This window comes from Prolixibacter sp. DSM 2831, from assembly GCF_056493735.1.
On record NZ_CM151379.1, the window covers coordinates 4,217,754 to 4,239,856 of the forward strand.

Annotated in this window: 18 protein-coding genes; 7 read left to right on the forward strand and 11 right to left on the reverse strand. The window is 44.9% G+C overall.

All coding sequences use genetic code 11. The features are described 5' to 3' along the window. The first annotated feature begins 21 nt into the window (after window positions 1-21). The 6 genes from priA (at window position 22) to AC060N_RS17460 (ending at window position 9,743) form a co-directional block, all read left to right on the forward strand. Window positions 22-2,514, forward strand: coding sequence for a replication restart helicase PriA (gene priA, locus AC060N_RS17435; protein ID WP_153640275.1), 2,493 nt, complete (start codon window positions 22-24; stop codon window positions 2,512-2,514). Between the two features lie 268 nt (window positions 2,515-2,782). Beyond that, window positions 2,783-3,583 carry a ParA family protein gene (locus AC060N_RS17440; protein WP_153640276.1) on the forward strand — a complete coding sequence of 267 codons (801 nt, stop codon included), beginning with the start codon at window positions 2,783-2,785 and terminating at the stop codon, window positions 3,581-3,583. A gap of 33 nt (window positions 3,584-3,616) precedes the next feature. After that, the gene (locus AC060N_RS17445; RefSeq protein WP_106540380.1) at window positions 3,617-4,492 is read left to right on the forward strand and encodes a ParB/RepB/Spo0J family partition protein; all 876 of its coding nucleotides are present in this window, start codon (window positions 3,617-3,619) and stop codon (window positions 4,490-4,492) included. Window positions 4,493-4,521: 29 nt separating this feature from the next. Then, window positions 4,522-5,157: a DUF5683 domain-containing protein gene (locus tag AC060N_RS17450; RefSeq protein ID WP_153640277.1), complete on the forward strand. Its 636-nt coding sequence runs from the start codon at window positions 4,522-4,524 to the stop codon at window positions 5,155-5,157. 8 nt (window positions 5,158-5,165) lie between these two features. Next, the gene (locus AC060N_RS17455; RefSeq protein ID WP_479524880.1) at window positions 5,166-6,800 is read left to right on the forward strand and encodes a lytic transglycosylase domain-containing protein; all 1,635 of its coding nucleotides are present in this window, start codon (window positions 5,166-5,168) and stop codon (window positions 6,798-6,800) included. Window positions 6,801-7,340: 540 nt separating this feature from the next. Beyond that, on the forward strand, window positions 7,341-9,743 hold the full coding sequence (locus AC060N_RS17460; protein ID WP_153640279.1) for a TonB-dependent receptor: 2,403 nt from the start codon (window positions 7,341-7,343) through the stop codon (window positions 9,741-9,743). Window positions 9,744-9,797: 54 nt separating this feature from the next. On the opposite strand, the gene AC060N_RS17465 is transcribed toward AC060N_RS17460, so the two are convergent. From AC060N_RS17465 to AC060N_RS17480, 4 genes are all read right to left on the reverse strand, one after another. Continuing rightward, window positions 9,798-10,325 carry a hypothetical protein gene (locus AC060N_RS17465; RefSeq protein ID WP_153640280.1) on the reverse strand — a complete coding sequence of 176 codons (528 nt, stop codon included), beginning with the start codon at window positions 10,323-10,325 and terminating at the stop codon, window positions 9,798-9,800. A gap of 268 nt (window positions 10,326-10,593) precedes the next feature. Next, the gene (xseB, locus tag AC060N_RS17470) at window positions 10,594-10,797 is read right to left on the reverse strand and encodes an exodeoxyribonuclease VII small subunit (RefSeq protein WP_153640281.1); all 204 of its coding nucleotides are present in this window, start codon (window positions 10,795-10,797) and stop codon (window positions 10,594-10,596) included. Between the two features lie 7 nt (window positions 10,798-10,804). After that, complete coding sequence (xseA, locus tag AC060N_RS17475) at window positions 10,805-12,274, reverse strand: exodeoxyribonuclease VII large subunit (RefSeq protein WP_153640282.1); 1,470 nt, start codon at window positions 12,272-12,274, stop codon at window positions 10,805-10,807. A gap of 7 nt (window positions 12,275-12,281) precedes the next feature. Then, the gene (locus AC060N_RS17480) at window positions 12,282-13,925 is read right to left on the reverse strand and encodes a S8 family serine peptidase (RefSeq protein ID WP_153640283.1); all 1,644 of its coding nucleotides are present in this window, start codon (window positions 13,923-13,925) and stop codon (window positions 12,282-12,284) included. Between the two features lie 141 nt (window positions 13,926-14,066). Here AC060N_RS17480 and AC060N_RS17485 point away from each other — a divergent pair, with 141 nt between their 5' ends. Continuing rightward, window positions 14,067-15,137: a DUF3810 domain-containing protein gene (locus AC060N_RS17485; protein WP_153640284.1), complete on the forward strand. Its 1,071-nt coding sequence runs from the start codon at window positions 14,067-14,069 to the stop codon at window positions 15,135-15,137. Here AC060N_RS17485 and AC060N_RS17490 read toward each other — a convergent pair. From AC060N_RS17490 to AC060N_RS17520, 7 genes are all read right to left on the reverse strand, one after another. Beyond that, window positions 15,134-15,931, reverse strand: a complete 798-nt coding sequence (locus AC060N_RS17490; protein WP_153640285.1) for a toxin-antitoxin system YwqK family antitoxin — start codon at window positions 15,929-15,931, stop codon at window positions 15,134-15,136. The two genes, AC060N_RS17485 and AC060N_RS17490, sit on opposite strands and share 4 nt — an antisense overlap. 151 nt (window positions 15,932-16,082) lie before the next feature. Next, window positions 16,083-17,345, reverse strand: a complete 1,263-nt coding sequence (gene nqrF / locus AC060N_RS17495; RefSeq protein ID WP_153640286.1) for an NADH:ubiquinone reductase (Na(+)-transporting) subunit F — start codon at window positions 17,343-17,345, stop codon at window positions 16,083-16,085. A gap of 44 nt (window positions 17,346-17,389) precedes the next feature. After that, the gene (gene nqrE, locus AC060N_RS17500) at window positions 17,390-18,007 is read right to left on the reverse strand and encodes an NADH:ubiquinone reductase (Na(+)-transporting) subunit E (RefSeq protein ID WP_106540391.1); all 618 of its coding nucleotides are present in this window, start codon (window positions 18,005-18,007) and stop codon (window positions 17,390-17,392) included. 28 nt (window positions 18,008-18,035) lie between these two features. Then, on the reverse strand, window positions 18,036-18,686 hold the full coding sequence (locus AC060N_RS17505) for an NADH:ubiquinone reductase (Na(+)-transporting) subunit D (protein WP_106540392.1): 651 nt from the start codon (window positions 18,684-18,686) through the stop codon (window positions 18,036-18,038). A gap of 1 nt (window position 18,687) precedes the next feature. Continuing rightward, window positions 18,688-19,392, reverse strand: coding sequence for an NADH:ubiquinone reductase (Na(+)-transporting) subunit C (gene nqrC / locus AC060N_RS17510; protein WP_153640287.1), 705 nt, complete (start codon window positions 19,390-19,392; stop codon window positions 18,688-18,690). Window positions 19,393-19,403: 11 nt separating this feature from the next. After that, window positions 19,404-20,558, reverse strand: a complete 1,155-nt coding sequence (locus tag AC060N_RS17515; protein WP_106540394.1) for an NADH:ubiquinone reductase (Na(+)-transporting) subunit B — start codon at window positions 20,556-20,558, stop codon at window positions 19,404-19,406. Between the two features lie 39 nt (window positions 20,559-20,597). Next, a complete protein-coding gene (locus AC060N_RS17520; RefSeq protein ID WP_479524881.1) occupies window positions 20,598-21,950 on the reverse strand; it encodes a Na(+)-translocating NADH-quinone reductase subunit A in 1,353 nt (450 codons plus the stop codon). Window positions 21,951-22,103 lie beyond the last annotated feature (153 nt).

A 22,103-nucleotide genomic window follows, 5' to 3' on the forward strand; every position in this document is an offset into this window, starting at 1 on the left:
CTTGAAACTGTTTTTACATCAATGATACACCACCCACAGCGCTTTGTCGATGTTATTCTGCCACTTCCGTTGCCGGGAAAATTTACCTATTCGGTGCCGGAAGAGATGAATGGAGAATTGCAGCCGGGCGTGCGGGTCATTGTGCAGTTTGGAAAGAAAAAGTTCTATTCAGCATTGGTTCACCGAATCCACAACGATGAGCCCACCGGGTACGAAATCAAGTCCGTAGAAACGATACTGGATAAGCAACCCGTCGTTCATCCCGAGTTGTTTGAATTTTGGGAGTGGATTGCCTCGTACTACCACTGCTCACTGGGCGAAGTGATGAAAGCAGCTCTCCCATCCGGACTAAAACTGGAAAGCGAAACCCGGGTGATTTTCAACCCGGAATACGAGACTGACAAAGATGAACTGTCTTCCCGGGAAAACCTTCTGTTGACTTTTCTCCGTAACCGAAAAATATCGTCAGTTTCCGATTTGAACCGTGCCGACCAGAAAGGCAACGCCTATTCAGTCATCAAATCGCTGTTGAACCGGGGTGCCATTTCGGTAGAAGAATCGCTTCGCCCCGGTTACAAACCAAGGACAGAGACATACGTCCGCCTGGCCGAAGAATATTCCGGCGAAAGCCAGTTGACAGAGTTGGTAGATGACTTGTCGCGTGCACCAAAACAACAGGAACTATTGATGCGGTTTCTGGAATACACGCGTTTTGGTAGTGCGGAAGCATTGGAAGAATACAACAAGAAACTTCTGCTGAAAAAGGTCGGAACCACGACTGCCACACTCAATACACTCATCCAAAAAGGAATTTTTAAACCGGTTGAAAGACGCGTCGATCGCATCAGTCAGTATGCGGGGAATATCCGTGATGGATTTGAGCTGAGCTTGGCACAGGAAAAGGCTTACGCCGAAATCGAGCAACACCTCGAAGATAAACAGGTCACCCTGCTCCACGGCGTCACTTCCAGCGGCAAGACAGAGGTTTATATCCGTCTCATTGAAAAATATATTCAGGAAAAGAATCAGGTTTTGTACCTGTTGCCCGAAATCGCCCTGACGACTCAAATTGTGCAACGATTGAAGCAGGTGTTTGGCGACAAAGCCGGAATTTACCATAGTCGCTTCAACGATGCCGAGCGAGTAGAAATTTGGAACAAAGTGCTAAACTTCGATCCGGAATCGGACGAAAACCAGTACCAGGTTATCATCGGGGCACGTTCGTCGGTTTTTCTTCCTTTTCGGTTTCCTGGATTGATCATCGTAGACGAAGAGCACGAGAATTCATACAAACAGTTCGACCCGGCACCGCGCTACCATGCCAGAGACGCAGCCATCGTGTTGAGCCATCTGACAGGCGCAAAAGTTCTGTTGGGAACTGCTACACCAGCCATCGAGTCGTATTACAATGCCCTAACGGGAAAATACGGCCTGGTAGAGCTTTCCGAGCGTTTTCAGCAAATTGAATTGCCGAAAATCCTCACTGCCGATCTGCGGGATGCATATAAACGCAAACAGATGCGCGGACATTTCACGCCTCTGCTCTTCGAGGAAATTGAAAAAGCACTGGAAGCAAAAGAACAGGTAATTTTATTTCAGAACCGTCGTGGTTTTGCTCCATTTATCGAATGCAAAACCTGCGGCTGGGTGCCCAAATGCAAGCATTGCGATGTAAGCCTGACCTACCACAAACACAACAACTCACTGGTTTGTCATTATTGCGGCTACACACTGCATCATCCGTCTAATTGCCAGGCATGCGGAAGTGCTGAAATTACCACCAAGGGATTTGGTACCGAGAAGATTGAAGACGAAGTTTCGCTTATTTTCCCGAATGCCCGGATAGCCCGAATGGACCTGGACACCACCCGGGCACGAAAGTCGTTTGAGAAGATCATTCATGACTATGATTCCGGAAAAATCGATATACTGATTGGCACGCAAATGGTGACCAAAGGCCTCGATTTCCAAAACGTGAGTGTCGTTGGTATTCTCAATGCAGACAATCTGCTCAATTATCCCGATTTCAGAGCATACGAACGCAGCTACCAACTCATGGCACAGGTGAGCGGCCGGGCTGGCAGGAAACACCGGCAGGGAAAAGTTATTATCCAGACATCGGAGCCCGACCACCACATCATTCAGCAAGTGATCGAAAACGACTATACCGGCATGTACAAAGGACAGCTGGCCGAACGAAAGCACTTCAAGTATCCACCTTATTACCGCCTGATTGGTCTCGTTTTAAAGCATCGCGACAAGCGTGAACTGGAGCGCATTGCCAATCAACTGGGCGGCATGCTGCGACGTTCATTCCGTAACCGTGTGCTGGGCCCCGAAGATCCGGTCATTAACCGGATACAAACCTGGTACATCAAACAATTCTGGCTGAAGATAGAGCGCGATATTTCCATCGTCAGCGCCAAGAAAAAACTACAGGAAATCCTGGATGAAGCCAAAATTCAACCGGGCAACTCGGGTGTTCAGATCAACATCGATGTGGATCCGATGTAAGCGTTCTATTCATAATTATGATAATTATTTACAGTCTGAGCAACTAATGTTCCACGCAAAAAATGTTATCAACGTTCCACGCCTAAATTAAAATCGTGTACTTACTGAATGTCTGTTTATTACTGCTATTTTGCTTAGGATATAAGCAAAAAATTGTTGATAAACGGAGCGTTATTAACAATCTATGCCCCCCGATTCCGTTCTACATTTATCTGTTTACATGTAAATTTTTAATTTTGACAAACATTCTTAATCCAAAACAAACGTAATGGGAAAGATTATTGCATTAGCGAACCAAAAGGGTGGCGTGGGTAAAACAACCACGGCTATCAACCTTGCGGCAAGCCTTGCTGTACTGGAGCAGAAGGTACTTATTATCGATGCCGACCCCCAGGCCAACGCTACGTCGGGCGTAGGATTCGACGTTCGCAACGTTACCACAAGTATTTACGAATGTATCGTGGATGACGTCGATCCGCACAAGACGATTCTGAAAACCGAAACAGAAAATCTTGAACTTCTTCCATCACACATCGATTTAGTTGGAGCAGAAATCGAAATGCTCAACCGCCCAAATCGGGAGATGGTGATGAAAAATGTTTTGGAGAAAGTCCGCGATGATTATGATTTTATTTTGATTGACTGTTCTCCCTCTCTTGGACTTATTACTGTCAACGCTTTAACAGCTGCGGATTCTGTAATTATCCCTGTTCAGTGTGAATATTTCGCACTCGAAGGCTTGGGGAAACTGCTCAACACCATTAAGATCATTCAAAACCGGCTGAACCAGAAACTCGAAATTGAAGGTTTCCTTCTGACGATGTACGATGCCCGTCTCAACCTGTCGAACCAGGTTTACGAAGAGGTAAAAAGGCATTTCCAGGATATGGTTTTTGAAACCATTATTGCCCGGAACATCAAGTTGTCGGAAGCTCCGAGCTACGGTGTACCGGCTATTTCATATGACGCCAGCTCAAAAGGTGCTGTCAGCTACCTGAACCTGGCCCGTGAATTATTGCAAAACAACGAAATGACAAAACTCAACAGCAAACAAGCTGTAGAACAATAACTCGAACACTAATCATTTTTTAATTTCTGAATTATGGCCAAACGAAATGCTCTGGGAAGAGGACTGGGCGCGTTGATTGATGATGCCGATCAGGTAAGAGAAGCTACCTCGGTTTCCAATGAAGTTGAATTGTCGAAAATTCAGGCGAATCCATTTCAGCCCAGGACCACTTTTGACGAAGAAGCACTGGAAGAACTGGCAACTTCTATCCGCGAAATTGGTATCATCCAGCCGTTAACACTTCGGAAATTAAATGATGAGCAGTATCAAATCATTGCCGGAGAAAGACGTTTTAGGGCGGCAAAAATTGCCGGTCTGGACAAAGTTCCCGCATTTGTCAGGGAAGCTGGTGATGAAGAGATGCTGGAGTTGGCTCTTGTCGAGAACATTCAGCGTGAAGACCTGGATGCGATCGAGGTAGCCCTCAGTTATCAACGACTGATTGAAGAGTGCGATCTCACCCAGGAAAGCCTGAGTGAGCGTGTTGGGAAAAAGCGTTCAACGGTGTCGAACTATCTGCGCTTGCTTCGTCTGCCTGCCGTTATTCAAAAAGGCATTCGCGAGCAGGAAATCAGTATGGGACACGCCCGGGCATTGGTCAACATTGCCGAGCCGGAGACACAGGTGATGATCTTCAAGCAGATTGTCAAGTATGATTTTTCAGTCCGGAAAGTGGAAGAGATCGTACGGAAAATCAACTCCGATGATGGTGAAGGCAGTGCCAAACCCAAGAAGACGCAAAGTTTCCCCGAAGAGTACGGAGAATTGAAAACTCACTTGTCGAAATACTTCAATACCAGTGTCGATTTCAAAATAAATGACAAAGGAAAAGGGAAAATTGTGATTCCTTTTACCGATCCAAAGGAATTAGAACGGATCATTGGCATTTTTGACAGACTGAATTCCTAAATTTGTGTCGAAAATAAAGAATCGACATTTTGAAAAAATTTTTAACGGGGCTACTCATCATCATAGGCCTGCTAGGGAATAGCATAGCGAGCCAGGCACAGGTGCGGAAAGCGGTGAAGGACAGTGTGAAGATTTCTGAAAGTCTCTATCACAAAAAGCATTCGCCGAAAAAAGCGTCAATATATTCGGCCCTGTTTCCAGGTCTTGGGCAGATATACAATAAAAAATACTGGAAGCTTCCAATCATCTATGGAGGCTTTGCAGGTTTGATATACGGATTTAGTTGGAACAATAATTTGTATAACGACTATTTTGAAGCGTACCGGACCATATCGCAGTACAGTAGCCCAAGCCAATTAACGGCACAGGACAAGGCATACCTCGACAAGTTTATCAATAATCCCTCGATTGATCTTACCAACTCCACTCATTTCAATTATGTGACCAAGCAATTGCAAAGTGGTAAAGATTTCTATCGGAGAAACAGGGATTTAACAATTATTGGTATGTTTGCATTGCATGTGCTAAATATCATTGATGCAAGCGTTGACGCAAACTTTTTCGATTATGACATCAGTGATGATTTGAGTATGCGGATCGCACCTGCTCCAATGAATTATTACGGCAGGCAAACAGTTGGCGTTAAGGTCAACATCAAATTTTAGAGAACGATATGATGGGAAAGTGGAAGAAAATTACATTGCTCGTGGCTTTTGCGGGATTAATCCCGGCGACACTGGTTGCCAAGGATGATTCCAAGACCAGCCGGGATTACGATTTAAAGAAGGCAAGGTTTATTGCCGTTACCAAACTCGACACCGTCGACAATGGTTACGACAAGACCTATACCCTCCCGAATGAAGATTTAAGCGAACTTGAAGCACAGAAACTCGATTCGATGGTCAACACCTGGTATGTCCAGAATGCCTTCGAATTTGATAGTCTCAGTTATAATACTCTACCCGACTCATTGAAGAAAGCACTTCCGGATTCTGTTTACATCAACAGACTTCAGGATATTAATTCGTACATCGATCTGTCTTTCAACAATACCGTCAAGAATTTTATCACGCTCTATACCATCAAACGTCGCGACCAGGTAAAAGTGATGCTGGGGCTCGCCAATTATTACTTCCCGATATTCGAACAGATTCTCGATAAATATAATCTGCCGCTGGAACTGAAATACATGGCCATCATTGAATCGGCATTGAACCCGAGAGCTTTCTCCCGGGCTGGAGCTTGCGGTCTGTGGCAGTTTATGTATGGAACGGGTAAAATGTTAGGACTGGAAATCAATTCATTTGTTGACGAACGTCGCGACCCGGTGAAATCAACCGAAGCTGCGGCCAAATATCTCCAAGATCTGTACAACATTTATGGTGACTGGCACCTGGTGATTGCGGCATACAACTGTGGCCCGGGCAACGTAAATAAAGCGATTCGCCGTTCGGGAGGCACCAAAAATTACTGGAAAATCTACTATCATCTTCCGCGCGAAACCCGTGGTTATGTGCCGGCATTCATTGCTGCTGCGTATGTTATGAACTATGCAAAAGAGCACCATCTGGCCCCCACTCAACCTTCGTTTGATATTGTAACTGATACCATCCAAGTTCACAATTATCTCAACTTCCAACAGGTTTCAGCGGTGCTGAATATTCCGGTGGAAGAGCTTCGTGATTTAAACCCGCAATATCGCAGAGACATTATTCCAGCGACAGCGAAGAAGGCATACACGCTGAAGATTCCGGCCAATAAAACCTCGGATTTCATCGATAAGGAATCGTTTGTATTCGCTTACAACCGCGATAAGTTCTTCCCCAACAACAAAATTGTTGTTCCCAGTCGCCATTATTCCTACTTCACTCCGGGTGATGTGGCAGGCAAAGACAAAGTTTACTATACTGTGAAACGGGGAGACAACGTGGGCTTTATTGCAGAATGGTTTCATGTGAGAGCTTCCCAGGTAAGGTACTGGAATAATATTCACCGAAACCTGATTCGCGTTGGACAGAAACTGGTCATTTATGTTCCCAAAGGAAAAGGAGCACATTACAAGCAGTACAACTCAATGACCTTCGCACAAAAGCAATCGGGTAAAGTACCTGCCAACAGAGCAGCTCAGTCAACAGTAGATACTGATGGCCCGTATACTATTTACACAGTGCGCAGGGGAGACAATCTCTGGACGATTGCACGGAAATATCCGGGAGTTTCCAATTTTGATATCATGAAGATGAATGGAATCAAAGATGCGAAAAGCCTGAAACCAGGCCAACGGATTAAAATTCCAACGAATGCATAAAGTAAAATGAAATAAAGAACAAGGGCTGGCGAACACCAGCCCTTTTCTTTTTTCTAATTCATTTTGCACCGGAGTAATTTTGGAGCACTCGAACTCCGGCGAGGTAAAAAGGCAATTAGAATAAAAAGGAGTATGTGCAATAATAACTTTTTATGTCCATACATACAAATTTTCGACTTAATTTTCAGAGTCATAACTCCTTTTCTTCCCATCACCATTCCCATTAAGAACTGTCAGCATCCTGCATTCTTTATTTCCTTTTCAACTCCACTTTCATTCCTCTATTTACAATTTTTTACTTACTCTATTTTCCTGATTTCATGGTGACTCCTGCTTCGGAAAAATGACAGTAAGTCCGTTTCCCGCCCATATTCATACGGGTTCTAAATATTTCTATACCTTTGTACCGCTTTCAAACAATGGGGTGCCTTAAATAACAGGCTGAGAACATACCCTTTGAACCTGTCCGGGTAATTCCGGGTAGGGAACATGTGTTACTCTACTCCCATTGGTTTTTATTCATCTAAAAACCGATTTAAAATGAAAAAAATTCTTGCTTTATGGCTGCTGCAGCTGATCTTCCTTTCAGCGAATGCGCAGAACACGTTGAACGGACGTGTGGAAAATGAAAAAGGCCAACCGCTCATCGGTGCCAATGTTGTTATCGAGAACACATTTGTCGGGATGCCAACCGACCCAAACGGAGAGTTTCGTTTTGAAAATTTAAAAACAGGAAACTACGTGCTAAAAGTTTCTTACCTGGGATACCAGCCGGTTTCCCGAAAAATTACCGTACCGGTAAAAGGAAAACTTGCCATTACCATGAAATCTTCAGCGGTACTGGCTGATGAAGTAATTGTTTCGGCAACACGTGCCGGAGACAAAACGCCTGTTGCCTATTCCGATGTGTCGAAAAAGAGCATCGAAGAACAAAATATGGGACAAGATATTCCCTATTTGCTGAGCATGACACCTTCGTTGGTGACAACATCGGATGCGGGAACGGGAATCGGCTACACAGGTTTCCGTATTCGGGGAACCGATGCCAACCGTATTAACGTGACTGTTAATGGTATTCCGGTAAACGACGCAGAATCGCACGGTGTATACTGGGTAGACTTGCCCGACCTGGCTTCATCGCTCCAAAATGTGCAGGTTCAGCGCGGAGTGGGAACATCGACGAACGGAGCCGGCGCATTTGGTGCAACCATCAATATGCAAACGAACAATCTGAACAAAGACGCTTACGCGGAAGTGAACTCTTCTGCCGGCTCGTTCAACACGTTTAAAAATACAGTGTCGGCCGGGACCGGTTTATTGAATGGAAAATTCTCTTTCGACGCCCGACTTTCCAAAATTACTTCGGACGGTTACGTCGACCGCGGTTGGTCCGATTTAAAATCGTACTACCTCTCAGGGGGATATTACACAACCAAATCAATTCTGAAAGTCAACATCTTCTCCGGTATCGAAAAAACATATCAGGCCTGGTATGGAATTCCTTCCGATATGCTGGCGACCAACCGCCGGTATAATCCGGCCGGTGAGTACACCGATGCTCAGGGGAAAGCGCACTATTACAACAACGAAACCGACAATTACTGGCAGGACAACTACCAGTTGCTGTACTCCCATCGCTTCAATGAGCATCTTAATATGAATGCGGCACTGCATTACACGTACGGTCGCGGATATTACGAGGAATACAAGCCCGACCAAAGTTTCGTAGATTACCTGATGACGCCTCCGACCATTGGTGGCACACAGGTACAGTCGACCGATTTAGTGCGCCGGAAATGGCTGGATAATGATTTTTACGGAACAACTTTCTCGTTGAACTATGACAAGGGTAAAAATAGTATGACACTTGGAGGTGCCTGGAACCAATACGACGGCCGGCACTTCGGAAAAGTAATCTGGGCTCAGTATTATGGTGAAAATCCGATTAACCATCAGTGGTACTATTCTACCGGACTTAAGACCGATTACAACGTATATGGCAAGTTGAACCACCAGTTCTCCTCGAGGCTCAATGCCTATTTCGATTTGCAATACCGGCATATCGGTTACAAAATCGACGGGAAAGACGACGACTTGAGGGATATTACCCAGAGTCACTCTTTTGACTTCTTCAATCCCAAAGTGGGGATTTACTATTCGCCAAATGACCAGAATAAGATGTACGCGTCGTTTGCAAAAGCTCATCGCGAGCCAAACCGCAGTAACTACGTCGATGCCGCTCCGAATGGTCCCATGCCTACATCGGAAAACCTGAACGATTACGAAGTCGGCTATAATTACCGCTCCACGAATTTCGCTTTCGGTGTCAACTTCTACTTCATGGACTATGTCAATCAGCTTATCCTGACTGGCGAAATTAACGATGTTGGCTCAGCGATTATGACCAATGCTCCGAGCAGTTACCGTGCGGGAATTGAATTAACCGGAGGTTGGCGAATTTGCAAGTCGCTCAGGTGGGATGCCAATGCTACTTTTAGCCGGAATAAGATTAAAAATTTTACCGAATATGTTGATGATGCAGACAACTATCCCCAGCAGATTTCCAACTACCTCGGAACAACCGACATTGCTTTTTCTCCGGATGTCGTAGCGGGAAGTAAAATCAGCTGGCAACCAACAAAGCCGCTTTCGGTGAACTTCTCGTCCCACTATGTTGGGAAACAATACATCGACAACACTTCGTCTGAAAACCGGAAACTGGATGCTTACTTTTTCAGTAACCTGAAAGCTGACTATCACATCCCGACGAGCCTTTTCAAAGAGTTAACCTTATCGGTTATGGTGAACAACATCTTTAACGCGATGTACTCAAGCAACGCGTGGGTTTACTCCTATTACGAAAATGGTGTAAGAAAGAAGATGGATGGATATTATCCGCAGGCAGGTATTAATTACCTGGTCGGAATTCGAGCCAGATTCTAGAATCTGAGGTAAAAAAGGAAATAAAAAAACCCGCTCAAGGCGGGTTTTTATTTTTTAGTCTTGATTGCCGTCACCAATGACAGCCTGAATACCTTCGTTTGTCAATACAAACTCTTTGTCTTCCTTAATGCAGAAACCTTTCTTCACATTCTTGTTCAGACAGTCGCTGGCATTAGAAAGCTTTGGAATTCCGGCTGCTTTCAATTTCTTGGAGATCATCGGTGTAGAGAATTTCTGGGTTCCCTGTGAGTGCAGATAGACTGCAGTCGCCAAAAATTTCCGCACCTGATTGTTATCGGCTTTTTTCTCTTTCAGGTAATCCAATAACGGATCACTTGATACAGGTTTTTTCGCCTTCACTTCACGCGGTTTGCGACCACGACGTGCAACAGGACGAGCCTCTTCGGCTGCCACTTCTCCAACTTCTTCCCCTGCAGAAGCTGCTGCAACCTCGCCTCCTAAACTTAATAATCCAGGAGCGCGATCGAGAATACGTCCTAATTGTACTTCCACCCATTCCTTTTCACCCTCGCACGAGAAACGGAATGAACCTAATGTTAATTCAATTTTTGAGTCGGCCATTTTTTAGAATTTTAAATATGCTGCTATCAGAAATGTGATAGTATTCAGAATACTATCGAGCCAAAATTACAACACTTATAGCTATGTTGCAAGCAATTTATTTTCAATGTTCGATTATAATAGCATTTATAACATATTTTAAAGCATGCTTGTTCAAATCGAATATAAGATTGAAAACCAATAACAAATACCAAGGACCTTCCTCTTTACTCAACGCATACATAGCCACAAAAGCGTCAAAAGGCAGCTATTTTCTATAACTCAGGCACTAGTTATCCTCCATTTGGTTCAGGATGTTTTCTACTTCTTCCTCCGTCTGGTGTAACCGATCTTTGCACACCTTAATCAGATAGGATACTCTTTTTACCTTATCGGAAAGCTCATCCACATCAAGTTCTTCACTTTCCATCTGCTCGAGTATCTCTTCTATCTCATTGACAGCCTCTTTGTATGAGATCTTTTTCTTTGTCATGACTGATTTATTTTTTTGATGATTTATTTTCTTTATTTAAAACACGACTGGTAAATGTGCCGTCTTTCAACAACGTACGAACTTCGTCGCCTTCTTGTAATTGCGCTGTTTCTTTCAACGCTTTTCCGTTATGATAAGTAATCGAATAGCCTCGCTTCAGAATATTCAAAGGATTCAACAACTCCTTTCTCTTTTCTGCAAGTAACAAATGGTTCTTTTCAGCAGAAAAACGATTTTTCGATTGTCTCTTAAGCTTTTCCAACATGGCATTCATTCGCGATCTTCCTTCCTCCATCTGATGTGCTGAAGCCCGACTGATATAATGAAGGTACTCATCCAATTTGTTCCGGTTATCATGTATGAACCGTCCGGATAATTCCTTTATCTCATCTTTTTTCCGGGATAACCGGTATTCGTTATTCCGCAAAACCTCACTGACAGAACTTTCCAGCTGCCAGCCATAACGGCTTAGCTTCTTTTGCCGGTTAAACAACAACTGCTGAACCACAGGCTTCAGGGTTTTAACAGCACTATCGAGCCGCTGCCGAGATTCTGCCAAAATATTCTCCACGGAATTGACAAACTCCTGTTGCAATTCATCCAGGTGGACATCAAACTGCATGACTCCGGCAATCAGAAATTCGGCTACAGCTGTCGGTGTTTTCATGCGCGTATGCGCTACCATATCGCTGATGGTATCATCCTTTTCATGCCCTATACCGGTTATCACCGGAAGGGGAAACTGCGTGATATGAAAGGCCAGTTCGTAATCGTCGAAACAACTTAAGTCGAGCTGTGAACCTCCCCCGCGAATGATCACCACGACGTCGAAGAAGTCTTCGTACAGGTAAATATGCTCCAGTGCAGCAATAATTGACTCTTTGGCCTGGTTCCCCTGCATCAGGGCCGGAAAAAGATGCGTGTAAAAACGGTAACCGTAAGCATTGTTATTCAATTGATTCTGAAAATCCTGATAACCCGCCGCCGTCGATGAAGAAATGACCGCAATTTTCTGCGGAACCATGGGTAATTCCAGCTCTTTGTTCATCTCAAATACGCCCTCGTCCTTCAACCGGTTGACTACTTCAAGCCGTTTCCGGGCCATGTCGCCCAGTGTATAAGTTGGGTCAATATCCCGAATATTCAGGCTGAAACCATACAGCGGATGAAACTCAACGGTGGCATTCACCAGTACCTTCATTCCTTCCGAAAGTGGTTGTCCCGCCGTTGTCTCAAAGAAGGGCCGAAGCATCCGGAATGTATACGACCAAATGGTTCCACGGGCCTGTGCCAGAACTTCATCAGAATCTTCATCCTTTTCAACGAGCACCATGTAGCAGTGTCCGCTCCGATTGACTTTCATCTCGGATATCTCTGCAATTACCCAGACTGCTGTCGGGAAAGCGTCCTGAAGAACTCCTTTTACCCGATTATTTAGTTCAGATAGTCGTAATTTATTTTCAATTGATGAAGCCATGTACACCTTACTTCTTTATGAGTTTATGGTTCTCCGTTACTCCTTTTGTAATCACCTGCAGAAAGTACAAACCTGACGGCAGTGAACCCGGATTTAACCATTGGATTCTGCCTGACAAACGTTCTTCTTTCAAAATTGTTCCTGTGCCGTTAAGCAATATACAGGTAGCCGAAGTATCATCCAATAGCCCCGGCCCCTGGTACTCCAACCGTATGTTGTTCACAAAGGGATTGGGAGATACTTTCCATTGCTTTTCTGATTTATCTTTAGTTACCGTCTCCTGCAAAAGTAACGACGCCTTCTCGAAATCGGGAATACCATATCCCAGGTAATTATCCGGCAAATCGTACTGACTGGCACTTTGGATAACGGCATCGATTATTTCTGCCGATGTTTTTTCCGGATATTTCTGCCACAAACAGGTAGTCAGGCCGGCGACAAGCGGAGAAGCAAATGAGGTTCCGTTTGACGTGCCGATCTCATTTGGATATTTCTGAATCCATGCATCCCATCCGCAGGCAGCCACTTCCGGCTTAATGCGACCGTCAGCCGAAGGACCGATGGAGCTGAATCTTGCCCTCTCCCCTGCTATATTGACCGCCGCCATGCTCAAAATTTCGTTTGCATCGGCCGGCGCAATGATGTGCTGCCATGCATTATCTCCTTCATTTCCGGCACTGACGCAAACAATCATTCCTTTCTTTTCGGCCAGTTCCACAGCCCGCGTAATCATCAATGTTTTTCCGTCAAGCTCATCATAGCTTAGGTTATCCGCCGGATCATCGAAAATAAAGTAGCCCAGCGAAGCATTGATAACGTCGGCTCCGATGCTGTCCCCCAGTTCCAAACCAGCAATATAGTTGTCCATCTCAACCGGGTATTCCGAATTCTCATCTTCTGTCCGAATGAGATAATAACTCGCATCCGGTGCTGTTCCAATCAATGTGCCGGGCGAATTCGCCGCCATAAGCGAAAGAACATTCATGCCATGCTGATATTCCTGGAAAACATCGGATTGGGGATTGACAAAATCACGGGTTCCCAGCATTCTGTTTTGAAAGAAAAGTGAGTCGAATACAGTCAGCTGATTCGCAGCACGGAAACCGGCATCAAGAATTGCGATCAGCATGCCTTGTCCTTTAAAACCATTTTCGTGCAGAATTTTCCCGTTCAACTGCGCTACCTGCTCGCTGGAATAGCCATAAGTGTCGTCAGGTTCGCTTTGTGCACTTTTTGTCGCAGGCACTTTAATATCAACCCACTTACTTTCAGCACTTTTCAACACATTTTCCGGTCTGGTTAGTCTTATCGAACGAACAAAATTCCATTCCGAAACGCCGGCAGTATCTTCCGGAGACACAACCGCAACTGTTGCAAAATTGAACCAGCGGGAAGTGTACAAAACTTTAAATCCATGCTTCTTCAAACTATCGAGATAAACAGCAGAGACCGGCAAATCTTTTTCTTCTAACGGAATATGGTATCGGGTGCGACGCGAAAGCGCCCGTTCTGACAAAAAGTTCTCCGGATGCGACAAATCATAAGCCGAGCCAACTTTATCGGTAAATTCGATGCGATACCTTGCACCGGTACTTTGCGCATGAACCAACAAAGGGAAATACAATAATATGATTAGCCAGGCTAGTTTCATTCAGGAGCTTTTCAGTAAAATTAATTTTTCCGGACAATGAAACAGAATTTTCGTTCATTCTTCTTTGCTTGCAGTTAAAACATCCTTGCTAAATCGACTTTACCAACCTCCAATTTTATATTTTTGAGGAAAAGTGTTGTGATGAGTTACTGGCGAAAAGTGCGTGGATTTCTGTTTCCAACCCGTTATTTAGTATTTTGGGTGGCAGCTGTCGTTTTCCTGATAACGCGGTTGGCAATTCGCTTTCCGCAATTGACTGATGATTGGTATTCCCACAGACTCTATCCGGTTATTGCCACCGTCCTTTCGTTCTTCAGTCGTTTTGTACCTTTTTCGCTTTGGGACATCTTCTGGACAGCATTTGTGCTCGCTGCCATTGTTGTTATTCTTTTACTGATATTCCGGAAAATCAGGTTCACTACGACACTACGGAAGACCTTGCAGTTTCTGGTCATTCTTTACAGCTACTTCTACCTCGTTTGGGGCTTCAACTATTTCCGGCCTTCTATCGAGAACCGTCTTCATTTCCCTTCCGGGAAATTGCCGGATAGTCTCTTCATCAAAACACTGGATACTTTAATCGCCCAAACCAATGCATCGTGGATGGAAATGGACAGCCTGAAGAAAGCCGACATGAATACTGCTATTGAAGCTTCCTATAAGGCCAACGCTGACTTTTTACAAATTACTTATCCTAACGGTTACCGTCGGCCGAAAACGATGCTCTATTCAGGGTTATTTGCCAAATCAGGCGTGAGTGGTTATTTCGGGCCGTTTTTCAACGAAGTTCATATCAACGGGAAATTGTTGCCCACCGAATATCCGTTTGTGCTGGCGCACGAAAAAGCACATCAGTTTGGAATGGCACGGGAATCGGAAGCCAACTTCTGCGCTTATGTGGTTTGCAGCACGTCCTCAAATCCATATTTGCGGTACTCAGCCAATTTTAACCTTATACAATATTTTTTGGTCGATGCGCTTCCGCTGAAAAACTATCGCGATTACGTGAAGAAACTAAGGCCCGAAGTGGTTGCTGACATACGAGCCGAACAAAAATACTGGCGAGCGTTGCGAAATGAGAAGCTGGACCGAATACAAACGGCTGCCAACGACGCCTACCTGAAAAGCAACAACATTAAGCAGGGAACTCTAAACTACAACCAGGTAGTTGAGCTGGTTCTTCGCTGGTATGAGCAAAAGGAGAAACATTAACGTCGGGGTGCCATATATCCGGACGGATCATTGCGATACTTTTCCGGGTCTTTCAACACTTCCCGGTTTTTCTCCATCTCGTTGAATTCTTTCTGCTGAGCTTTGTTCAGTACATCGGAATTCAGCAAAACACCCTTATCGTATTTCAGGGTATATTTTAAAGTTCCGTCCTGGTTGTAAAATTTCCAGTCGCCATTGCGCAGATTATTAACGTAATTTCCTTCAATCTCGGGGTCGCCGTTCTCGAAGTATGCAACCGTCAATCCATCTCTTTTTCCGTTGACGTAAACCATCTCGAACTTAAGCTTGCCATCGGGATAATATTCGCGCACAACTCCGTTCATTTTGCCTGCTTCCCACTCACTGGTCCGGGCCGGCTTTCCGCTCTTAAACCAGATGGTATCGGTTCCCATGTGCAATCCATCGAGGTAGTGCTCACATGATACGATGCGATCGCCATCGAAGTAGGTCCAGGTACCCGATTTTTTCTTTCCCAGGAAAACCCCCTTAGCTGTTCTTTTACCTTCCTTATTATAAATCTCGGCAATGATACTGTCCGAACCGGGCACATAGTGCATCCGGGCCTGCAACTGACCGTTGGGATAATACCGTTTCATTTCACCAACCGGCTCACCGTCGACAAATGTTCCTTCGTACTGAATATTACCATTGGGATAGTGGCCAATCCAATGACCTTGCTTTAAACCGTTGGAATCAGTTTGATTCACCGGCTCCTGAGCAAATCCGAAGCTCATAAATCCAATGAGCATAGTAAACACAATGAATAGTCTCACATGCGTTGTTTTTAATTACCCAAAATCTCTTTTCAACAAGAAAAGCAAACAGTCTTTGGCATTCCAGGTCAGGACAATTTCCCGACTAATATAAAATAAAAAGACCGTCTTCTGAACAGAAAACGGTCTTTTTGAATTATCCTTGGGTTTATTAACCTCCAAAGTCGTCGAACAGTACGTTCTCATCCGGAACGCCCAATTCGTAAAGCATTTTGGTTACCGCGTCATTCATCATCGGCGGTCCGCAGAGATAGTAGTCAATCTCTTCGGGTTCCTCGTGCTTGCTCAGGTAATTGTCATAAATCACCTGGTGAATGAAACCTGTCGGGCCATCCCAGTTATCTTCCGGAAGCGGTTCCGACAAAGCCAGATGGAATTCGAAATTCGGGAAGTTCTTCTCGATGTCACGGAACTGATCGTAGTAGAAAACTTCTTTCCAGGAACGGGCACCGTACCAGAAAGTTACTTTCTTATTCGATTCTTTCACCGTGTGGAACAGGTGGAACAGGTGCGAACGCATCGGTGCCATTCCGGCTCCACCGCCAATGAACATCATTTCGTTATCGTTATCCTTCAGGAAGAATTCACCGTAAGGTCCTGAAATAGTCACCTTATCACCCGGCTTCAGCGAGTAGATGTAAGAGGAACAGATTCCCGGATTCACTTTCTGGAATCCACCGTTAACCCGGTCGAACGGAGGCGTTGCAATACGGATGTTCAGCATCACAATGTTGCCCTCTGCCGGGTGGTTGGCCATAGAGTAAGCACGGTAAGTCGGTTCCGGATTTTTCATCTTCAGATCGAACAAACCGAATTTCTCCCAATCACCACGGAATTTTTCGTCGATCTCGAAATCCTTGAAGTCCACTTCAGTTTTCGGTACATCAATCTGGATATAACCACCTGATTTGAAGTCGAGGTTTTCGCCTTCGGGCAGTTTTACCACAAATTCCTTAATGAAGGTAGCCACGTTCTTGTTCGAAACAACTGTACACTCCCACTTCTTGATACCCATCACCTCCTGCGGGACGCGCATTTCGATATCTTCTTTCACTTTCACCTGACATGAAAGACGCCAGTTGTTCTGCTGCTCTTTCCGGGTGAAGAATCCGGTTTCAGTCGGAAGAATACTTCCGGCTCCCGAATCGACCTGGCAACGGCACATACCACAGGTACCACCACCACCGCACGCTGACGGCAGGAAGATTTTATTATTTCCTAGTGTTGAAAGTAACGTAGAACCGGGCTCCGTTTCAATCGTTTTTTCACCATCGTTGATGTTTACAACGACTGACCCCGATGGGGTTAACTTCTTTTTCGCATACAGCAAAATACCAACCAGCAGCAGGATGACCAGAAGGAATACCACTACGCTGGTGACGATAACTGCTGTTTGTGTTGCCAGAATTATCATGATTTCAATTGATTTTATCATTTAACTCTTAACCCTTTCGGAGATTAAAACTTAATTCCCATAAAGCCCATAAATGCAATCCCCATCAGTCCAGTAATGATGAATGTAATACCCAGTCCACGAAGCGGAGCCGGTACATTCGAGTACTGAATCTTTTCACGGATGGCCGCAATAGCTACAATCGCCAGGAACCAGCCAACGCCGGAGCCTAAACCATAAGCTGTTGCTTCGCCGATGTCCACAAATTCACGCTGCTGCATGAACAATGAACCACCGAGGATTGCACAGTTTACTGCAATCAGGGGAAGAAAAATCCCCAGGTTGGTATACAGAGCCGGTGCATATTTTTCAACGACCATCTCCACCAACTGTACCATCGATGCGATAACAGCGATGAACATGATGAAGCTAAGGAAGTCCAAATCAACGTTGGCAAAGTCTTTACTCAACCAGGTTAACGCACCTTCTTTCAATACATAGTTCTCAAGCAGGTAATCCACCGGTACGGTGATTCCCAATACAAATATGACTGCAAGCCCGAGTCCGGTAGCCGTTTTAACCGATTTTGATACCGCCAGGTAGGAACACATTCCCAGGAAGTAGGCGAATACCATGTTGTCGACAAAGATGGACTTGACAAACAGGTTAATATAATTTTCCATATCGCTTGTTCGTTTTTTCTGTTTCCGATTAGTCCTCTATCAATTCACGGTTTTTGGCACGCTGTACCCAGATGATGACACCTACAGTAACCAATGCCATCGGAGGCAGAATCATCATACCGTTATTGGAATACCATCCTCCGTTATCGATGTACCAGCTGGCCGGAATCACATGGTATCCCCAGAGAGTTCCCGAACCCAGAAGCTCACGGAAGAATGCAACAATCACCAGGATGAGGCCGTAACCTGCACCGTTACCGATTCCATCGAGAAATGCCGGAATCGGTTTATTACCCAATGCAAATGCCTCCAGACGTCCCATAATGATACAGTTGGTAATAATCAGACCAACGAATACCGACAACTGCTTACTTACATCGTAAACATATGCCTTCAGAATCTGGTCGACCAGAATCACCAATGCAGCAATAACAACCAACTGAACGATGATACGGATCCGATTCGGAATGGTATTACGAAGCATTGATATAATTAAATTGGAAAATGCCGTAACCACGATTACAGCCAGCGACATTACCACAGCCGGTTTCAACTGAGCGGTTACTGCCAGTGCCGAGCAAATACCTAATACCTGAACGGTAATCGGGTTTTTGCTGTTCAGCGGGTCGGTCAGCAATCTCAGGTTCTTTTTTGAGAATAAAGGTTCCTTGTCGCTCATTTTATCTTATTTTTTTAAAGAATTCAGTGTATTTGCTCAAATCAACCTGAAGCATCTTCTGCAATCCTTTACTGGTAATGGTACCACCCGAAATGGCATCCACACTGTGTTTCGGATTAGCTTTACCTTTCTCACTTGATTTGGCCACAAAAATGGAAACAAATTTTCCTTCAGAATTGAAAATCGATTTGCCGGTGAATTGCTTTTGAAATCCTTCGGTGGCAATTTGTGCTCCCAGTCCGGGTGTCTCTCCTTCGTCGTCGAAGGTTGCGCCAAAAATGGTGCTTCCATCGCTGTCAAAAGCAAGATATCCCCAAATAGGTCCCCACAAACCGGTTCCCCTTACGGGAATGATGTATTTCTTACCTTGATCGCCCAAATCGGCAACATACACAGGTAATTTCTGTTCATCAGCCGGCTTGGCATGTTCCTCTTTCAGGTTAACGGTAAAGGCATCACCTTTGATTTGCTCGCCTTTGGTGTTAACAACGTATGAGTCGGTAATCGTCTTTTTGTAGACTTGCTCTGCCTTATCCGCGCTGACTTCGATATTTAACGACTTCAGTATGCTTTGTTGTTTCTCAATCTTCACATTCTCCTGCTGCGGTGCTTTCAGCTTCATGGCAGCAAACGACAGAACCGCCGCTACCAAAACAACCATTACCGAAGCATATATAAATGTGTAAGCGTTTCCGTTCTTATCCATTTCTTAAATATTTAGGCTTTAACAGTTGCGCGTTTCATTCTTCGTTTAATGTTGCTCTCTACCACATAGTGGTCAATCAGCGGAGCAAATACGTTCATCAGCAGGATGGCCAGCATCACACCTTCAGGATAAGCCGGGTTGATAACCCGAATCAGGATAGCCAGGAATCCGATGAGGAAACCATAAATCCATTTTCCTTTCGGTGTTTGTGCAGCCGAAACCGGGTCAGTAGCCATAAATACGACACCGAAGGCAAATCCACCCATGATGAAATGCTCCCAGAACGGAACGGCCATATAAGCATTCACAGCAAAAATATTCAGCAGAAGTCCCATAACGGTTCCACCCAATACAGCTGAAAGCATGATTTTCCAGCTTCCAACTCCGGTCCAAAGCAAGATGGCTGCACCAATCAGAATGGCCAGCGTTGATGTTTCACCTATGGAGCCTGGAATAAATCCGAAGAACATATCGGAAACGGAATACGTGATGGGATGTCCCTGTGCTGCTTGCGCCATTGCGGTCGCACCTGAAAAACCATCGACTGCATGGTTACCAGCTCCGATTCGCGTCCAGACTGAATCGCCTGACATGAAAGACGGATAGGCAAAGAAGAGAAACGCACGTGCCGTAAGTGCCGGGTTCAGTATGTTCATACCGGTTCCACCGAATACCTCTTTACCGAAAATGACGGCAAAAGCGGTGGCTACTGCAATCATCCACAGTGGAGTGTTGATTGGCATAACCAGCGGAATCAGCATACCTGATACGAGAAATCCTTCGTTAATCTCGTGCCCGCGCATCTGCGCCGTGGCAAACTCAATTCCCAATCCGGTAACATACGAAACGACTACGATTGGTAAAACACGAATGAAACCATAAAAGAAAGTCTGCCAGAAATCAGCAGTTTCTCCCACAGCCAAATTGTGTTGATAACCTATGTTGTACATGCCGAAAAGCAAAGCGGGAATCAGGGAAACGACAACAATCACCATTGTTCTCTTCAGGTCAACATAGTCACGGATGTGTGTTCCGTTCTTATTGGTATGATTCGGGACGAACAAGAATGTCTCGAATCCGCCAAAGACCGATTTGAACATGTGAAATTTACCACCCTTTTCAAAATGGGGCTTTGCTTTATCGAACAAATTTCTAATTGCTTTCATCGATATATTTGAATTATTTTCAACTAAAAAGACAGTCCGTTAGCCTAACTCTTTGATCATGGAGTCAATGCCTTTTCTCAAGATGCTCTGTACCTGAATTTTTGAGGTACAAACATACTCGCAAAGCGCCATATCTTCTTCCACAACATCATAGATACCCAATTTCTCCATCTTGTCGATATCATTGGCCAAAATGGCTTTCAACAAGTACACAGGAAGAATGTCCATCGGTAATACTTTTTCGTATTCACCCGAAACAACAAACGCACGTTCTTCACCGTGCATATTGGTATCCAGACGGTATTTCTTCTTCTTCGAACCGAGCCATGAGAAGAAGGTATGAGACGGACTAAACTTATTCAATCCGGGGAGGGCCCACCCGAAGGCTTCGTAATAATCGCCTTCCGGGATAACCGAAACCATCGAATCGTAAAATCCTAAGAATCCATCTGATTCGATACGGGTACCGGTTAGTACGTTTCCACTGATAAAACGAACATGATCGTTGGTCAACCGGCCGTTGAACAAACCTGCCAGGTTAGCACCAACCCACGTACGGTAATAGCGTGGTTCTTTCACCTCGGAGCCCGCAAAAGCAATAATTCGGGACGGGTCGTAAATGCCTTTCTCAAACAGTTTACCTATGGCAACAACATCCTGCGGCTGAATCGTCCATACGACTTCATTCTTCGCAAGAGGAGCAACGGTATGCAATTGAATGCCTACATTCCCTGCCGGATGTGGTCCCTGGAAACGGTTGATTTCAACGCCTTTTGAATTGGCAAATACTTTGTTGGCACCTTCAGCCGGAAGACCCAGATAGATTTTACCATCGGTCAGTTTACTGAGGGCATCCAAACCTGTCTGCCAGGCGCTCTCTTCACCGCTAAGAATGTAATCATAATCAGGAGCCAGAGGGGCACTGTCGAAACACGAAATGAAGATATCCCTGGGATTTTCGTCCGGGCGCGCCACGATTCCGTAAGGTCGCATTTTAAACGCCGGCCACAAACCCGAGCGGAGCAATTCCTCACGTACTTCATCGCGGCTTAAATCAGCCGGATTAGCTTTCCGGAATTCCTCAGACAGGTTCTCACCATCTGCCTTCACAACCACCTCTAAAATCTTGCGACGCTCACCCCTGTTGACGGCAACCACCTCGCCGCTCACCGGAGAAACATACTTTACTTCCGGCTGATACTTGTCAAAAAACAGCGGAGATCCGGCTTTTACCTTGTCTCCCTCTTTTGCTGCAAGTTTCGGGGTAAGCCCATGAAAGTCGGTAGGTTTAATGGCGAAAGTGTCGGGGCGATCCATTTGTTCCAGGATCTTCTCTGCCCTACCCTTAAGCTGAATATCTAAACCTCTCTTGAGCTTTATAACGTTTGACATTGTAGTGATTTGAATGATTAATTTGATGCACAAAAGTAAATATTTAGGTACTTTTTCACAATCTTTGCTCTAATTTATAAGCACATTCTAAAATATTCATTCCCAACGCTATTCAATTTCTAAAAGTGAATCTTGCAAATGTCTGAATATATG

Excerpts from the sequence above, each read along its gene's own strand:
- AC060N_RS17440 (WP_153640276.1), top strand. The coding sequence starts at position 2,783 with ATGGGAAAGATTATTGCATTAGCGAACCAAAAGGGTGGCGTGGGTAAA.
- nqrF (WP_153640286.1), bottom strand. The coding sequence starts at position 17,345 with ATGATAATTCTGGCAACACAAACAGCAGTTATCGTCACCAGCGTAGTG.
- AC060N_RS17520 (WP_479524881.1), bottom strand. The coding sequence starts at position 21,950 with ATGTCAAACGTTATAAAGCTCAAGAGAGGTTTAGATATTCAGCTTAAG.
- AC060N_RS17455 (WP_479524880.1), top strand. The coding sequence starts at position 5,166 with ATGATGGGAAAGTGGAAGAAAATTACATTGCTCGTGGCTTTTGCGGGA.
- AC060N_RS17505 (WP_106540392.1), bottom strand. The coding sequence starts at position 18,686 with ATGAGCGACAAGGAACCTTTATTCTCAAAAAAGAACCTGAGATTGCTG.
- AC060N_RS17460 (WP_153640279.1), top strand. The coding sequence starts at position 7,341 with ATGAAAAAAATTCTTGCTTTATGGCTGCTGCAGCTGATCTTCCTTTCA.
- xseB (WP_153640281.1), bottom strand. The coding sequence starts at position 10,797 with ATGACAAAGAAAAAGATCTCATACAAAGAGGCTGTCAATGAGATAGAA.
- AC060N_RS17445 (WP_106540380.1), top strand. The coding sequence starts at position 3,617 with ATGGCCAAACGAAATGCTCTGGGAAGAGGACTGGGCGCGTTGATTGAT.
- xseA (WP_153640282.1), bottom strand. The coding sequence starts at position 12,274 with ATGGCTTCATCAATTGAAAATAAATTACGACTATCTGAACTAAATAAT.
- AC060N_RS17480 (WP_153640283.1), bottom strand. The coding sequence starts at position 13,925 with ATGAAACTAGCCTGGCTAATCATATTATTGTATTTCCCTTTGTTGGTT.
- nqrC (WP_153640287.1), bottom strand. The coding sequence starts at position 19,392 with ATGGATAAGAACGGAAACGCTTACACATTTATATATGCTTCGGTAATG.
- nqrE (WP_106540391.1), bottom strand. The coding sequence starts at position 18,007 with ATGGAAAATTATATTAACCTGTTTGTCAAGTCCATCTTTGTCGACAAC.
- AC060N_RS17485 (WP_153640284.1), top strand. The coding sequence starts at position 14,067 with ATGAGTTACTGGCGAAAAGTGCGTGGATTTCTGTTTCCAACCCGTTAT.
- AC060N_RS17465 (WP_153640280.1), bottom strand. The coding sequence starts at position 10,325 with ATGGCCGACTCAAAAATTGAATTAACATTAGGTTCATTCCGTTTCTCG.
- AC060N_RS17515 (WP_106540394.1), bottom strand. The coding sequence starts at position 20,558 with ATGAAAGCAATTAGAAATTTGTTCGATAAAGCAAAGCCCCATTTTGAA.
- priA (WP_153640275.1), top strand. The coding sequence starts at position 22 with ATGATACACCACCCACAGCGCTTTGTCGATGTTATTCTGCCACTTCCG.